This is a genomic window from Streptomyces lothianensis (genome assembly GCF_047779955.1).
Classification (GTDB): Bacteria; Actinomycetota; Actinomycetes; order Streptomycetales; family Streptomycetaceae; genus Streptomyces.
On the sequence record NZ_JBLMKT010000061.1, the window covers coordinates 1 to 15897 of the forward strand.

At 70.5% G+C, this 15897-nt stretch carries 13 protein-coding genes; 6 read left to right on the plus strand and 7 right to left on the minus strand.

What is annotated here, in order from left to right; all coding sequences use genetic code 11:
• The first annotated feature begins 71 nt into the window (after nt 1–71).
• Nucleotides 72–1262 carry a winged helix-turn-helix domain-containing protein gene (locus tag ACLF6P_RS21025; RefSeq protein WP_415952157.1) on the plus strand — a complete coding sequence of 397 codons (1191 nt, stop codon included), beginning with the start codon at nt 72–74 and terminating at the stop codon, nt 1260–1262.
• A gap of 66 nt (nt 1263–1328) precedes the next feature.
• On the opposite strand, the gene ACLF6P_RS21030 is transcribed toward ACLF6P_RS21025, so the two are convergent.
• From ACLF6P_RS21030 to mtnA, 7 genes are all read right to left on the minus strand, one after another.
• Entirely contained in the window at nt 1329–2090 is a 762-nt protein-coding gene (locus tag ACLF6P_RS21030; RefSeq protein ID WP_415952159.1) for a response regulator, read from the minus strand.
• 254 nt (nt 2091–2344) lie between these two features.
• Nucleotides 2345–3043, minus strand: a complete 699-nt coding sequence (gene hpf / locus ACLF6P_RS21035) for a ribosome hibernation-promoting factor, HPF/YfiA family (RefSeq protein WP_415952160.1) — start codon at nt 3041–3043, stop codon at nt 2345–2347.
• 335 nt (nt 3044–3378) lie between these two features.
• The gene (locus ACLF6P_RS21040) at nt 3379–4155 is read right to left on the minus strand and encodes a ComF family protein (protein ID WP_415952162.1); all 777 of its coding nucleotides are present in this window, start codon (nt 4153–4155) and stop codon (nt 3379–3381) included.
• 99 nt (nt 4156–4254) lie between these two features.
• A complete protein-coding gene (locus ACLF6P_RS21045) occupies nt 4255–6135 on the minus strand; it encodes an LpqB family beta-propeller domain-containing protein (protein ID WP_415952163.1) in 1881 nt (626 codons plus the stop codon).
• Nucleotides 6125–8209, minus strand: coding sequence for an MtrAB system histidine kinase MtrB (mtrB, locus tag ACLF6P_RS21050; protein WP_415952165.1), 2085 nt, complete (start codon nt 8207–8209; stop codon nt 6125–6127). The genes ACLF6P_RS21045 and mtrB overlap by 11 nt, the downstream gene beginning before the upstream one ends.
• 1 nt (nt 8210) lies before the next feature.
• Nucleotides 8211–8900, minus strand: coding sequence for a two-component system response regulator MtrA (gene mtrA, locus ACLF6P_RS21055; RefSeq protein WP_415952167.1), 690 nt, complete (start codon nt 8898–8900; stop codon nt 8211–8213).
• A 153-nt stretch (nt 8901–9053) separates the two neighbouring features.
• The gene (gene mtnA, locus ACLF6P_RS21060; protein ID WP_415952168.1) at nt 9054–10211 is read right to left on the minus strand and encodes an S-methyl-5-thioribose-1-phosphate isomerase; all 1158 of its coding nucleotides are present in this window, start codon (nt 10209–10211) and stop codon (nt 9054–9056) included.
• Between the two features lie 149 nt (nt 10212–10360).
• Between mtnA and ACLF6P_RS21065 the strand changes: the two genes are divergently transcribed.
• From ACLF6P_RS21065 to ACLF6P_RS21085, 5 genes are read left to right on the plus strand one after another with little or no spacing between them, the layout of a single operon-like run.
• Complete coding sequence (locus tag ACLF6P_RS21065; protein WP_415952169.1) at nt 10361–11635, plus strand: glycerophosphoryl diester phosphodiesterase membrane domain-containing protein; 1275 nt, start codon at nt 10361–10363, stop codon at nt 11633–11635.
• A gap of 4 nt (nt 11636–11639) precedes the next feature.
• Entirely contained in the window at nt 11640–12332 is a 693-nt protein-coding gene (locus ACLF6P_RS21070) for a DUF4129 domain-containing protein (RefSeq protein ID WP_415952170.1), read from the plus strand.
• Nucleotides 12329–13507: a DUF4350 domain-containing protein gene (locus ACLF6P_RS21075; protein WP_415952172.1), complete on the plus strand. Its 1179-nt coding sequence runs from the start codon at nt 12329–12331 to the stop codon at nt 13505–13507. The genes ACLF6P_RS21070 and ACLF6P_RS21075 overlap by 4 nt, the downstream gene beginning before the upstream one ends.
• Nucleotides 13504–14487 (plus strand): AAA family ATPase, encoded by a 984-nt coding sequence (locus tag ACLF6P_RS21080; RefSeq protein WP_415952173.1) that lies wholly within the window; start codon nt 13504–13506, stop codon nt 14485–14487. The genes ACLF6P_RS21075 and ACLF6P_RS21080 overlap by 4 nt, the downstream gene beginning before the upstream one ends.
• Nucleotides 14488–14498: 11 nt before the next feature.
• A complete protein-coding gene (locus ACLF6P_RS21085) occupies nt 14499–15809 on the plus strand; it encodes a DUF58 domain-containing protein (RefSeq protein ID WP_415952174.1) in 1311 nt (436 codons plus the stop codon).
• The last annotated feature ends 88 nt before the right edge of the window (nt 15810–15897 follow it).

Here is a 15897-nt window from a genome sequence, read left to right on the forward strand (position 1 = left end):
ACGCAGCCCCCGAAGATCCCGGAGAGCTACGGGCAAAGCTAAATGTCAGTGCCTCCTCGTACGGTACGTGCATGACCTCCACGCCCACCGGCACCCTCTCGCTCTCCGCCGACGAAGCCCGCCGTATCGCCCTGCGCGCCCAGGGCTTCCTCGGCGCGCCCGACCGGCGGGCGGGCGTGCGCGGAGTGCTGCGGCATCTGGGATCGGTGCAGCTCGACACCATCTCGGTGCTCGCCCGCTCCCATGAGCTGATCCCGTACGCGCGCCTCGGCGCCGTGGGCCGCAGGACGGTCGAGGAGGCGTACTGGACACCGGGCCCCTCCGGCGCACCGCACGCCTTCGAGTACTGGTCGCACGCCGCCTGCATCCTGCCCGTCGAGGAGTGGCCGCTCTTCGCCTTCCGCCGCCGCGCCTACCGGGGCCGCCCGCACTGGAACCACCCGCTGCCCGACGGTTCCTACGACCGGGTCATCAAGCAGCTGCGCGCGGAAGGCCCACTCACCGCCACGGAGCTGGGCGGAGCGAAGAACCAGGGCGAATGGTGGGACTGGTCCGACTCCAAGATCGCGGTGGAGCGGGCGCTGATGTACGGCGAGGTGGTGTGCACCGAGCGCCGCAGCTGGAAGCGGGTGTACGACCTGGCGGAGCGCGCCGTCCCTCAGGCCCTGCTGCATGACGATCTCACCGACGCCGAATGCCTGCGCCGTCTGGTCCGGCAGTCCGGCGAGGCGCTCGGCGTGGGCACCCGCGCGGACATCGCGGACTACCACCGGCTCAGGAACGAGCAGTTCGACGCGGTCGTCGAGGACTCCGGACTGGTCCCGGTCGAGGTCGAGGGCTGGTCCAAGCCGGCCTGGGCCGATCCTGCGGCGCTCGCCGCGCCGCCACGCGGGCGGCACCGTACGACCCTGCTCTCCCCCTTCGACTCCCTGATCTGGGAACGGGCGCGCACGGAGCGGATCTTCGGTTTCACCCACCGCCTGGAGGCGTACGTGCCCAAGCCGAAGCGGGTGTACGGCTACTTCGCGATGCCGCTGCTCTCCGGCGGACGGCTGCTCGGCCGGGTCGACCCGGCACGCGAGGGGAGCACGCTCGTTGCCCGGCACGCCTCTCTCGACACCGCGAAGGCGGTGCGGCCGATGGCCGGGGCTCTGGTGGAGGCGGCTGGCTGGGTGGGCTGTGACAACGTACGGGTGGAGCGGGTCACGCCCACCGAGCTGCAGGCGCCGCTCACGGCGGCGGTGAAACAGCTCACCGGGTGACCTGTTGGGCCGGCCGGGGGGACGGACACCCGGGGGCGGCCCTCCGGGCCCCCGCCGACCGGTGCCTCACCGGATCTCGAGGATCTTCTCCCTCATCGCGTACACCACGGCCTCCATCCGGGAGTGCAGTTGCAGCTTCTCCAGGATGTTGCGGACGTGGTTCTTCACCGTGTTCTCGGAGATGAAGAGCTCCTTGGCGATGTCCCGGTTGTTCATCCCGGTCGCCACCAGCTTCAGGACCTCGAGCTCGCGGTCGGTCAGCCGCGGCGCGGGCACCAGCCTGCGCTCGTCGGTGCGCTGGATCATCGACTTGAACTCGGTGAGCAGCTTCGAGGCCATCGACGGGCTGATCTGCGACTGCCCGTCGGCCACGGCGCGGATGGCGGTCGCGACCTCGTCGGTGGAGATCTCCTTGAGCAGATAGCCGGTGGCCCCGGCCTTGATCGCATCGTAGAGGTCGGCCTCCTCGTCGCTGATCGTCAGCATGATGATCTTCGCGCTGGGGGCCACCTCCTTGATCGAGGTGCAGGCCTCGATGCCGCCGCGCTTGGGCATCCGTACGTCCATCAGGACGATGTCGGGGAGCAGGTCGGCCGCCTTGTCAACGGCCTCGGCGCCGTCCCCGGCCTCGCCGACCACCTGGATGTCCTCCTCCTGCTTGAGGACGATCTCCAGGCCGCGGCGGAACAAGGCGTGGTCGTCCACGACGAGCACACGGATCGGCTCCGTGCGCGCGGCGGCCGGGGCGGCGTCCTCGCCGAGTCCCGGGCCGCACCGGAGGCCGTCACCGGCACCCGCGTCACGCACCGGTCCGAAACTGTCCGCCATCGTTCCTCCCCCTGAAGGCCGTGGCCTGAGTGGTCCGCCAACCCGCGTCGGCAGTACGCGGGTTGGTCTGCGAGCCCATGATTTCATGCCGGGGCGCTCATGCAGTTCCCCAAGGGGTCGCACACCTGCACTGCGGGGTCGCACGCCGGTGCCCCTGGGGCGCACAGCGTCCCAGGGGCACCGGCGTGACGGGTCACCGCGAATTGCTCAGCCGTCCCCGGCTGCTTCAGCCGTCTCTGCTGTCTCAGGCGCCCTCAGCCGCCCAGCGCACCGCCTGCGCCGGGTGAGCCGTTCTCGGCCCTCGTGACCATCGGGTCGGTATTGAGGCGGATGACGCCGTAGTCGTAGGCGTGCCTGCGGTAGACGACGCTCGGCTCCTTCGTCTCGGAGTCCACGAACAGGTAGAAGTCGTGCCCGACCAGCTCCATCTCGTAGAGCGCCTGGTCGAGCGACATCGGTGCGGCCACATGCGTCTTCTCGCGGACGATCAGCGGCCCTTCACCCTGGATCTCGAGCGAGCCGATGCGCTTGGTGGGCACACCCGCGTCGTCGCTCTCGGCTACCGGCGAGCCGTTTCCGTTGAGTGTCGCGGCGTCCGGGACCCGGTCGGCCACCTCGGCCGCCGACAGACGCCCCGTGCCTCGCCGTGTGGAGCGCTTGCTGTGCTGCTTGCGCAGCCGGGCTTCCAGCTTCTCCTGGGCCAGGTCCAGCGCCGCATAGGGATCGCTCGCGGATGCCTCCGCCCGGATCACCGGCCCGCGCGAGCGGAGTGTGATCTCCACCCGGTCGCTGCGGTCGGCCTGCCGGGGATTGGGCTCCTTGGACACCTCCACGTCGAGGCTGATCACCTTGCCGTCGAGCTTCTGGATCTTCTCCAGCTTCAGCTTCTCGGCCACGTGCTTGCGGAACCGCTCGGGCACCTCGGTCTTGCGGCCCTTGACGACGATGTCCACGCAGAACTCCGTTCCCGGATCGCTCCGCTCCTGGGGCGGAGCATCTCCCTTTTGCACCAGACTCCGGTGACGCCCGGAGTCTCGGACTCGGTGACTTCCACCTCCTCCTCCCCCGTGGACAAGATCTCCACCCCACTCCTTGCGGGTGAATACCGAAGCCCACGGCGACCACGCAAGACAGCGCTCGGATATGCGAGGCGTACTTCCCGGAAAGTTTCTTCGAAGCTACTCCGAGGCCTCACAACCGAACATATCTCGCCCGGACGGATGTCGTCACCCTCTACCGCCGCGTACCTCCGTTCAGGTGAAAACGCACCCTCACTACCTGCAACGATTCAAGTTCTCGGCCAGTTCCAGTTTATTTCGAAAGAATCCGGTGAAGCGGCAACCACCGCCGCCGGTGTTCGATGCATTCCCCCGCCTCCCGCCACCTCAAGCCTTTCCGTGGCGCGTGCATCCGTCTGCTTTTGCGGCGCGCGTACGGCACCCACGGCGCGGGCCGCCTCGGCCAGTGAGGCGCCCGTCGTCATGAGGTCGTCCACCAGCACCACCCGGCCCGTCGCCAACAGCCGCTCCCCACCCGGTACAACGTCCAGCGCACCCCGAACGTTCACGAGTCGCCCCTGAGCGTCGAGCCCCGACTGGTCGGCCACCAGGCGCCGTTGCCGCAGCACAGGCAGCACCCGGGCCGCCAGCCCCTCGCGCCGCAGCACCCGGGACGCGGCCAGCGCGATACGGCGCACCGGGTCATGCCCTCGCGCAGCGGTCGCCGCCCGCGCCGAGGGCACCGGGACGAGCAGCAGCGGCCCGCCGCCCCGATACCCGCCGACACCCGCGGCCACCGCCCCCGCGAGTGCCTTGCCCAGCGCTCCGGCCAGGACCAGTGCGCCGCGCTCCTTGTGCGCGAGCAGCACCGCACGTACGGCATCGGTGTACGGCGCCGCCGCTCGTACGGCGGGCAGCCCCGGTGGTGCCGGCACCGGGCTCACCCGTTGCGGAGCTCCGCAGAGCGCTCTGCGACAGGGCTCGCACAGCGCCGTGCGGGCGCGACCACAGCCACCGCAGTCGGCCGGCAGCACCAGGTCGGTGAAGTCCTGCCACCACCCGTGCATATCCCCACTCTGCCAAGGCTGATGACGTGCCGCCAGCCCTGTGGATAACCGGCAGAAGCCAGCACCCGGCACCTGTGGACAACCGATTGCGGTTGCGGCTCAGCCGGGATAGACCGGGGCCACCCCGTCCTTGTCCACCGGCTTCCAGTCCTCGCCTTCGACGAGCCGTACGATGCCGTCCTCCTCGGAGCGTGCCACCAGCGGCAGCTCCGGGCGCTCGGCGGCCGCGACTGCCCGCGCTCCGGTGAGGCCGGGCAGCGTCGGCGCCTCCGGCGGCCGGGAGCCGTCGCTCTGCACGAAACGCATCTGCTGGACGCCGCCGACCGCCTTGCCGATCACGAGCAGCCGGCTGCCCCCCGCCCAGGAGACGGCCGTGACCTCAGCCATCTTCGGGGCGGCGGGCCGCAGTTCGGCGACGGAGAGGCGCAGCGCACCGTCCTTCGAGGTCGAGCGCACGATCCGGCCGACCTTGAGTTCCTTCTTGCCGTCCTTCTCCATGAGCAGGGCAATCCGTACGCCGTCCGCTGCGACCCGGACAGTAGTGATCCGGCCTTCGCCCTCCACGCCGAGCGGGCGGTCGAAACCGACCTCCAGCGGTGTGCCCTTGCCGTCGTTCAGCCACAGCAGCCGCGGGTCCTCGGGGTTCTGGTCGGCCACCCACAAGTCGCCGCGCCCGTCCCAGCTCGGCGGTGCCAGCCGGTCCCCCTCCTTGGCAGCGCTGCTGGTCACCTTGCTCTTCTCCGCCTGCGCCCCGTCCTTCAGCGCGCCGACGAACAGCGACGTCCCGTCCCGCGAGACACCGGCGGCCCAGTCCTCGTCGTGGGAGACGGCGGCGGAACTCAGCTGCTGCTTGCCTTCGCCGAGCTCACCGGGCACGGGCATCCGGTCGAGCCGGTTCTTCTGCATCCGTACGAGCCGGTGCTGTTTGTCGATGTAGTACTGATACTCGGGGTTGCCCACAGGATCGGGCGCGACGGTCCTTGCCTGGCTGCGGTCGAGCACGCACAACGACGACTCGTCGGAGCGCAGCAGTTCCACCTGCTCGATCCCCGAGGGCGTGGCCAGGTTCTCCAGCGTGAAGTAGATCTGGGCGGCCATCTCCTTGCAGCGTTCCTGCCGGAGGTCGTCGACCTTCTTGTTCAGGGGTATCCGCAGATGCTTCTGGTCGTCCGACGACAGGTCCTTCGTGCCCTTGCGCAGCGCCGTGCCGCTGGGGAAACGCGAGTACACCACCGGGTCCAGCCACTTGGTCGGCCCGGCGAGCAGCGCCTCGACCACATCGGTCAGCTGCGGGTCCGGATCGCCGCGCACATACACGGAGTCGGCGACGAGCGGCTGCGGGCGGCTGCTCCGCTCACCCCGGAAGGTCTTCGAGGCGAAGTAGTACTTGTCCACGGGCCGGTAGAGCCGCTGGAAGTCGAGCTCGCCGAGCACCACGCCCTCGGGCGGCGTGGCGATGCGCCACTGCTCGTTGCCCTGGCTGCCTTCCTTGACGAGGTGGATGTCCGCCTCGTAGCGCACCGCTCCGGACTCTGGCCGGTAGGCATGATCGGCATCGAGCCGCGCGACCCGTCGGCCGGACAGCTCGTACGTGATGCTCTTCATGTCGTTCTCGTGCTGCGGCTCTCCTTGGGGAGGGGTCTGGACCGCAGTCTTCGGGCCTTCCTTCAGGATGGTCGTCGAGCGGTCAGGAGCCCAGGCCTTGGCCGCGTCCGCCGTCAGGTACTGGCGGGCGATGGTGAAATCCGGGTCGTTGCCGGTCAGCGTCTCCAGGAAGCCGTCGACGATCTCGCGGGCCCGCGCGCCGTCCTTCGGCGGCGCCGCGAAGACGCGTACCGCCGGCTTGTCGGGCGAGGCGTCCACCGGCTCGGGCTCGCCGCTGCTCGGCATCGACGCGCATCCGGCCAGCAGCACACCCGCGGTGCCGAGCAGCGCCGTCCTGCGGACCAGCCGCCTGCGCCTGGTGTGGTCAGCGCCCACGGCTGGTCTCTCCTTCGCTCACGCTCGCGTCCGCGACAGCTCCCGGCGGCTCCACGTCGGCCGCGTCCCGTATGCCCTGCATGGCGCCCTCCTGCGCTGCGGGAGGCTCGTCGTCCGGGCCGGGGGTGGGGCGCGGCACCACGCGGGCGCTGCTGCCGGGCAGCGCGGCCGGGTCCACGGAGCTGTGCTTCGGTCCGGCGGACAGGGCGGCGGAGGGTATCGGTCCCGGCACGCGCTCCTGGGCGGCCTGCACCGGGACGGTGGCCTGCTTGCTCTGGCCGCCGGAGGGCAGTCCGGCCTCGCTGAGCCCGCGGTTGCGCCGGGAGTCCGTCGGCTCCAGGGGTATCGGCGAGCCGCGCAGCGGCTCATCCGCGGTACGCGGCAGCGTCAGGCGGAACTGCGAACCGCCGCCCGGCTCACCCCAGGCCTGCAGCCAGCCGCCGTGCAGTCGGGCGTCCTCCAGCGCGATCGACAGACCGAGGCCGGTGCCGCCCGTGGTACGGGCGCGCGCCGGGTCGGCGCGCCAGAAGCGGTTGAACACCCGGGTCGCCTCGCCCGGCTTGAGCCCGACACCGTAGTCGCGCACGGCGACCGCGACGGCGCCGCCGGCCGCGCCGAGCCGTACGACGACGTCCTTGCCGTCGCCGTGCTCCACCGCGTTGACCACCAGGTTCCGCAGCACGCGTTCGATACGGCGGGCATCCGCCTCCGCGACCACCGGCTGGCCGTCGCCGACGATCCGGATCCGGCCGCCCTTGCGCTCGGCCAGCGGCTCGGCGCCGCCGACGACCCGGCGTACGACATCCCGCAGATCTATCGGTTCGGCGTCCAGAGCTGCCGCACCGGCGTCGAAGCGGCTGATCTCCAGGAGGTCGGAGAGCAACGACTCGAAACGGTCCAGCTGATCGGTGAGCAGTTCGGCGGAGCGCGAGGTCACCGGGTCGAAGTCCACGCGGGCCTCGTGGATGACGTCGGCCGCCATCCGCACCGTGGTCAGCGGGGTGCGCAGCTCGTGGGAGACGTCGGAGACGAAGCGGCGCTGCATCCGCGAGAGGTCCTCGAGCTGCTGGATCTTCAGCTGGAGGTTCTGCGCCATCTTGTTGAAGGCCTCGCCGAGGCGGGCGATGTCGTCCTCACCGGTGACCTTCATCCGCTCCTGGAGCCGCCCGGCCGAGAGCCGCTCGGCGATCCCGGCGGCCATCCGCACCGGCGTCACCACCTGCCGCACGACGAGCCAGGCGATGGCGCCGAGCAGCACCACGACGAACAGGCCCGCGGTGGCAAGGGTGCCCTTGACCAGGGTGAGGGACTCCTCCTCCTGGGTCAGCGGGAAGATGTAGTAGAGCTGATACGGGTCCCCGTTGACGTCGTCGAGGCGCTTGCCGATGACGAGGGCGGGCGCGGGTGCCCGTTCGGCCTCCGGGGCGTAGACGACGGTGGAGAAGCTCCGGAAGGCACCGGAATGCTTGTCGACCTCCTGCCGCAGTGCCTCCGGCACGGTCTCGGCCAGCACATTCCCGGAGGAGCGCGGCGAGCGGTTGCTGCTCGCTCCCCCGCCCGCGCCGGACGCGATGGCCAGCACGTGGAAAGCATCCTGACCGCCGCTGGCCAGCTGCTGCAGCTTCGGGGTCAGCCAGGCTCCGGAGTCCCGGCCGGAGCTGCTCCGGCTGTCCGTGCTGTCGGCCGCCGAGGGCACCGCGAACTCGGCCGCCGCGTTGAACCCGCCGGTGGCCTGGACCTGCGCGGCGTTCTTCTTCGCCTCGAGCAGCCCGTTGCGCACCTGGCTGATGACGACGAAACCGAGCACGACCACCACGAGGACGGACATGAACAGCGTGCTCGCCACGACCCGCAGCTGGATGTTGCGCCGCCACAGCCGCATCACGGGCAGCAGCGGGCGACGCACCCAGCGCGTGAACAGCCGCAGGAAGAGGCTGGACTGCACCCCGTCCTGAAGCAGCTGCCCGCCGCCGCGGAACCGTCCCGTCAGGGACATGCGCCGCCCCGGGCGCACCGGCCGCTCCGGACGGTGCCCCTGCCGACCGGGCGCCGAAGCGACACTGTCCGCGGGCATGTCAGCTCGGTCCGGCCTTGTAGCCGACGCCGCGCACGGTCACCACGATCTCGGGACGCTCGGGGTCCTTCTCGACCTTCGAGCGCAGGCGCTGCACATGCACATTGACCAGACGCGTGTCTGCCGCGTGGCGATAACCCCACACCTGCTCGAGCAGCACCTCGCGGGTGAACACCTGCCACGGCTTGCGGGCCAGCGCGACGAGCAGGTCGAACTCGAGCGGTGTCAGCGCGATCGACTGCCCGTCCCGCTTCACGGAGTGGCCGGCCACATCGATGACCAGGTCACCGATGGTGAGCTGCTCCGGGGCGGGCTCCTCGGACCTCCGCAGCCGCGCCCGGATCCGGGCGACGAGCTCCTTCGGCTTGAACGGCTTCACGATGTAGTCATCCGCGCCGGACTCGAGGCCGACCACCACATCGACGGTGTCGCTCTTGGCGGTGAGCATCACGATCGGCACGCCGGACTCGGCCCTGATCAGGCGGCAGACCTCGATGCCGTCCCGTCCGGGCAGCATCAGATCGAGCAGCACCAGATCCGGCTTGGCCTCCCTGAAGGCGGCCAGCGCCTTGTCTCCGTCCGCTACGAACGACGGCTCAAAACCTTCTCCGCGCAGCACGATGCCAAGCATCTCCGCCAGTGCGGTGTCGTCGTCGACGACAAGGACTCGTCCCTTCATAGTCGCCATCATCCCATTCTCGTAACGGTGAAGTAGTCCCTGGTGAGGTAGGTCACCGGCCCGTGACGCTAGTCGTCCGGAGCGGTCACTGTCTGCCCCCGTGCAGGCACGAGGGCACGACCGGCCCCCCGGAAGGCGAACCGGTGCCCACGGCCCGGCCGTTGGCTAGACCGAGCCGCTGCCGGGCTCGTCGATCCGCCGATCGCACAGCTCGGCCAGCGCGTCGGCCGTGACCGGCGACACGATGCCGTGCTCGGTGACGATGGCCGTCACGAGCTCAGGCGGCGTCACATCGAACGCCGGGTTGTACGCCTGCGTACCCACCGGAGCCACCGGGATCCGACCCCCGGGCTCGGCCCCGGCGACCGCCGGCTGCACCGCCGCGAACTCGGTCACCTCATGCCCCGCCCGCTGCTCCACCACGATCGACTCCCCGTCCGGGGTGTCCCGGTCGACGGTGCTCAGCGGTGCGACCACGATGAACGGTACGTGGTGATACCTGGCGAGCACAGCGAGCGGATAGCTCCCCACCTTGTTCGCCACCGCCCCGTCCCCGGCGATCCGGTCCGCCCCGATCAGCACGGCGTCCACCTCACCCGCCGCGAACAGCGAGCCCGCCGCGTTGTCGGTCAGCAAGGTGTACGGCATGTCGTTGCGGGCCGCCTCGTACGCGGTGAGCCGCGCGCCCTGCAGCAGCGGACGGGTCTCATCCACCCACAGCCGCCGCAGCCGACCGCCCCGGTGCGCTTCGAGGGCCACGGCGAAGGCCGTGCCCTCACCACCGGAGACCAAGGCTCCCGTATTGCAGTGCGTGAGGATCCGGTGGGCTCCGCCGGACAACAGTTCGTCGAGCAGTGCCAGTCCGTGCCGCGCCATCCGCCGCCCGGCCTCCGCGTCCTCACGATGCAGGGCCCGCGCTTCGGCCAGCGCCGCCGCGGCGCCCTGGGCCTGTCCACCGCCGCCCCGGACCGCCGCCCGGTAGGCATCCCGGGCACGGGCCACACCCCGCGCGAGATTGACCGCGGTGGGCCGCGCGGTCGCCAGGGCGTCCGCCGCCTCCTCGACGTCGAAGCCACGGGCTGCCGCAAGCGCCACCCCATAGGCACCCGCGATCCCGAGCACCGGAGCTCCTCGGACCGCCAGCGTCCGGATCGCCTGCACGAGGGCGGGCGCATCGCTACACACCCACTCGACTTCCGCGGCCGGCAGCCGGGTCTGGTCCAGGAGCACCAGCACCGGACCTTCCAGCGGCTCCTCCCAGCGGATCGCAGGGATGAACTCGGACCCGCCGTCCGTCGGGGATGCTGCGCTCTGATCAGCCATCCGTCCAGTCTGCCCCGTTCCCTGCGGACAATTGAAGGCGCGCAGCCCCGGCCGTGCTCCGCCCGCCCGGCCCACGATCGGGTGCCCCGTGGCACGATGGCTGCCAACCCGCCGCCGCGACAGCGGAAGGGCACCGTGAAGGAGCGAGAATGAACGACACTCCGGGCTGGGCCTCGCCCGGATCTGCCCCCTCCGACCGAGGATCCGACGGGCCATCGCCCGGTCAGGACGACGCGGCATCCCGTCCCGGCGGGACTGCCGACCAGCCGGGTGCCACCCCGGACAAGTGGTCCGCTCAGCAACCTCCGGCGGGTCAGTGGTCGGCTCCCGGCACTGCCCAGCAGCCACCCGGTGCTCAGCGGTGGGGTGGTCCCGCGGTCCCGCCCGGCCGGGGACCTGGCTGGGGAGGCGGCTGGAACACTCCGCCCGCCGCGGCCAAGCCCGGTGTCATCCCGCTCCGCCCGCTCGGTGTCGGCGAGATCCTCGACGGCGCGGTCTCCACGATGCGCGCCCACTGGCGCACGGTGCTCGGTATCTCGCTGACCGTGGCAGTGGTCACGGAGATCATCGCCATCCTGCTGCAACGCTATGTGCTGAACAGCGGGGCAAGCACCGCGGTCCTCGAGGACCCCGATGCCACGCTCGGCGAGGTCACCGGAGCGATGGGCTCCCTCCTGCGCGACAGCGGTGTCCTTCTGATCCTTTCTCTGCTTGCCACCTTCGTGGTGACGGCACTTCTGACCATGGTCACGAGCCGTGCTGTCCTCGGCAGGCCGGTCACCATAGGCGAGGCCTGGCGCGATGCCCGGCCCCAGCTGCCGCGGCTGCTCGGGCTGACCTTCCTGCTGCCGCTGATGATGACGGGCATCATCGCGGCGGGCACGCTGCCCGGTGTCCTCATCGCGCTCGCCGGGGCGTCGGAAGGCGGCGTCGCACTGGCCGTCCTGGGCGGCCTCGGCGCGCTCTTCGTCGCGATCTGGCTGCTCATCCGCTTCTCGCTGTCCTCGCCGGCCCTGATGCTGGAGAAGCAGACGGTCCGCAAGTCCCTGGCCCGCTCGGCCAAGCTGGTGCGCGGCTCGTGGTGGCGTGTTTTCGGGATCCAGCTGCTCGCCGCAATCCTGGTGAACCTCCTGGTGTCGCTCCTCGTCATCCCGTTCTCCTTGCTCGCGAATGCCGTGAGCGGCGACGGTTCCGCCGGCCTCCTGGAAACCGGCTCGGATGCGGGCTGGACCTTCCTGATCATCACCGGTATCGGGTCCGTGGTCGGTTCGATGCTCGCGTTCCCGATCACGGCGGGTGTCATCGTTCTCCTCTACATCGACCTGCGGATCCGGCGGGAAGCCCTCGACCTGGAGCTCGCCCGCGCGGCCGGCATCCAGCAGCAGTCGGGCCCCGGCTCGCCGGGCCCGCAACCCGGAGGCTGATGCGATGATCCTGTCGGGGGGAACGACGCCTGCAGCAGCACTTCGGCCGGTCGCCGGTGAGGAACCGCCGGTGACCATCCCGCGCGATCCCGCACGGGAGGCCGCTGAGCGCGAACTGTCCGATCCGGTGTACCACCAGAACGATCCGAGCCTGGTCGAGCGCGCGCTCGACCAGCTCTGGGAGTGGATCAGCGACCTCTTCACCGCTGCTTCGGGTGCCACGCCGGGCGGCGCGCTCGGACTGCTCGCCCTGCTTCTTTTCGTGCTGCTGCTCGCGGCCGCGCTCTGGTGGCGGCTCGGCACCCCGCACCGGTCCCCCACGGCATCGCCCCAGCTGTTCGACGACCGCCCACGCAGCGCGGCCGAGCACCGCGCCACCGCCGAAGCCCATGCGGCGGCAGAGCACTGGAGCCAGGCCGTCCAGGAACGTATGCGCGCCGTCGTCCGCTCCCTGGAGGAACGTGCCCTGCTCGACGAGCGCCCTGGCCGCACCGCGGACGAGGCCGCAGCAGAAGCCGGCCGCACCCTGCCCGCCCACGCCGAGCAGCTGCGCGAGGCTGCACGGACCTTCGATGACGTCACATACGGTGGCCGCAACGCGGACCAGTCCGCGTATCTGCACCTGGCGGGCCTGGACCAGGCTCTCGAGCAGACCCGTCCCACCCTCAGCAGTGACGCCCTGGGAGCCGCCGGATGATCGAGGCATCCACCACTACCTCGGCCTCCCCTACGGCCCGCCAGGCGTGGACCCGCTCCCGTGGGCTGTTGCTCGCGCTCGTGCTGCTGCTCATCGGCGGCACCGTCATCGCGGTGGTGCGCTCCGGTGAGCAGCACGGCCGCCTCGACCCGCGCTCCGCCGATCCTTCCGGAAGCCGCGCGGTGGCCGAACTCCTCAAGGCCCGTGGCATCGACACCCGCGTGGTGACCACGTCCACCGCCGCGGCCGAAGCCACCGGCCCCAATACGACGCTCCTCGTCGCCTCCCCTGATCTCCTCACGGCGAAGCAGCAGACATCGCTCTACAAGGCGACACACACGTCCGGCGGCCGCACCGTGCTGATCGCCCCGGGCCCCACCTCCGTCACGCGCCTCGCGCCCGGTGTCACGGCATCGGGCCCCGGTATCGAATCGGCCCTGCGCCCCGCCTGCTCGCTCCCCGCAGCAGTCCGCGCCGGCGATGCCGACACGGGCGGCACGCGTTACTCGGCCCCGTCGGGACAGGCCTCGTCCTGCTACCCGGAGAACGGCGAGCCCACACTGGTGCAGCTGCCCACCGGCGACGGTGAGACCGTGGTGCTCGGCGGCCCCGGCATCCTCTACAACGATCTGCTCGACGACCGGGGCAACGCCTCGCTCGCCCTTCAACTGCTCGGTTCCCGCCCTCATCTGGTCTGGTACCTCCCTTCCCTGGGCGACAGCGCGGCCACCGACGGCGGCGACCGCGCCTTCTTCGATCTGATTCCTTCCGGCTGGCTCTGGGCCACCCTCCAACTCGGGCTCGCGGCAGCCTTGGCCGCCCTCTGGCGCGCCCGCCGCCTGGGCCCACTCGTACCGGAGCGGCTGCCCGTCGCCATCCGCGCCTCCGAAGCCGTCGAGGGCCGAGCCCGCCTCTACCGCAAGGCCAACGCCCGCGAACGAGCCGCGACAGCACTTCGTGCGGCGAGCCTCACCCGCCTCGCTCCCCTCGTAGGCATACCGCCGTCCCATGCGCACAGCCCTGAGGAAATGCTTCCCGCGCTGTCCGTCCAACTCTCCGAAAAATCCCGCGACCTGCACTCCCTCCTCTTCGGCCCGCCTCCGGGCGACAATGCCGCCCTGATCGCCCTCGCCGACCAACTCGACGCCCTCGAAAGAGAGGTACGCACCTCATGAGCGCCCCGATCTCCGACACCCCCGGGAATGCGGACCGCAGCCGCACCGCCCTGGAGGCCCTGCGCGCCGAGATCGCGAAGGCCGTGGTCGGCCAGGACCCGGCGGTCACAGGCCTGGTCGTCGCCCTTCTCTGTCGCGGGCATGTCCTACTCGAGGGGGTGCCTGGTGTCGCCAAGACGCTTCTCGTGCGCGCTTTGGCCTCCTCGCTCGAACTCGACACCAAGCGCGTCCAGTTCACGCCCGACCTGATGCCGAGCGATGTCACCGGCTCGCTGGTCTATGACTCGCGCACCTCGGAGTTCTCCTTCCAGCCCGGCCCCGTCTTCACCAACCTCCTGCTCGCGGACGAGATCAACCGCACTCCGCCGAAGACCCAGTCCTCGCTTCTCGAAGCGATGGAGGAGCGTCAGGTCACCGTCGACGGCACCCCCCGTGCGCTCCCCGAGCCCTTCCTCGTCGCCGCCACGCAGAACCCGGTCGAATACGAGGGCACCTACCCCCTCCCGGAAGCCCAGCTCGATCGCTTTCTGCTCAAGCTGAATGTCCCCCTTCCTTCACGCGAGGACGAGATCGCTGTCCTCCACCGCCACGCGGAGGGCTTCAACCCCCGCGACCTGACAGCCGCAGGACTTCGTCCTGTGGCTTCTCCTGCCGACATCGAGGCAGCCCGAGCGGCCGTGGCCAAGACAGCTGTCTCCCCCGAGATCACCGGCTACGTGGTGGACATCTGCCGGGCCACCCGCGAATCGCCGTCCCTCACTCTTGGCGTCTCCCCCCGAGGTGCGACCGCGCTGCTCGCGACCGCACGCGCCTGGGCCTGGCTCACCGGCCGCGACTACGTCACTCCGGACGACGTCAAAGCCCTTGCCCTGCCCACCCTTCGGCACCGCGTCCAACTCCGCCCGGAAGCAGAAATGGAAGGCATCACTGCCGACTCCGTCATCGCCTCGATCCTCGCCCACACCCCCGTACCCCGCTGAGCCGAGGACCCATGGCACTCACCGGTCGGGCCGCCCTGCTCGCGGCCCTTGGTTCCGTCCCCGTAGGTCTGCTTGCCCCCAGCTGGACGGGCATGCTCGCGGTCAATTCCCCCCTCGCACTCGCAATGATGTGCGACTACGCACTTGCCGCGCCAGTCAGATCGCTCCGTTTCACCCGATCTGGTGATACATCAGTTCGACTCGGTGACACCGCTGACGTCACGCTTACCATCGAGAACCCCTCGCGCCGAAGGCTGCGTGCACAACTCCGGGACGCCTGGCCGCCGAGCAGTTGGACGCCCGGCACGGAAGCCGCTGCTTCCCGCCACCGAGTCGACGTTCCTGCCGGTGAGCGGCGCCGTCTCACGACCCAGCTCCTCCCGACCCGACGTGGAGACCGCGAAGCGGAACGGATCACCATCCGCTCGTACGGTCCTCTCGGCCTTCTAACGCGACAGGGAAACCACCGAGTTCCCTGGACCGTTCGTGTCCTGCCGCCCTTCCACAGTCGCAAGCACCTGCCGTCGAAGCTGACCCGACTGCGCGAGCTCGACGGCCGGACCAGCCTGTTGACTCGCGGAGAGGGCACCGAGTTCGACAGCCTCCGGGAGTACGTGCCCGGTGACGACACCCGGTCGATCGACTGGCGCGCGACCGCCCGACAGTCATCGGTGGCTGTCCGCACCTGGCGCCCTGAACGCGACCGCCGCATCCTCATCGTCCTGGACACCGGCCGCACCTCGGCCGGGCGGGTCGGCGACGCACCACGCCTGGACGCCTCCATGGACGCCGCTCTCCTTCTCGCAGCCCTCGCGGCGAAGGCCGGCGACCGTGTGGACCTGCTCGCCTACGACCGGCGTGTGCGCGCGCTGGTGCAAGGCAAAGCCGCCGGCGAGGTACTGCCTTCCTTCGTCAACGCGATGGCGACACTCGAACCCGAGCTCATCGAGACGGACTCCCGCGGGTTGGCTTCCACCACCCTGCATACGGCGTCACGTCGCTCGCTGGTCGTCCTCCTGACTGCATTGGAAGCCGCCCCGGTGGAAGAGGGGCTGCTCTCTGTACTGCCGCGGCTCACCAAGCGGCACCCTGTGCTTGTCGCGTCCGTGACCGATCCCCGCATCCAGAAGATGGCTGCCGGCCGTGGGTCGACCGATGACGTGTACGAAGCCGCTGCTGCGGCCCAGGCCCAGGCGGAGCGACGTCGTACGGCAGAAAAGCTGATCCGGCAGGGCGTGACCGTCGTGGATGCGTCACCGGAGGAACTCGCGCCGGCTCTCGCTGACACCTATCTCGCTCTGAAGGCCGCGGGCCGCCTTTGAGGCGAGGTCCATGCGCTAAATATGGCGGGGAGACCTGAACGCAAGAAAGCCCCCGAGTCGATGACTCGGGGGCTTTCCCTAAATTTAG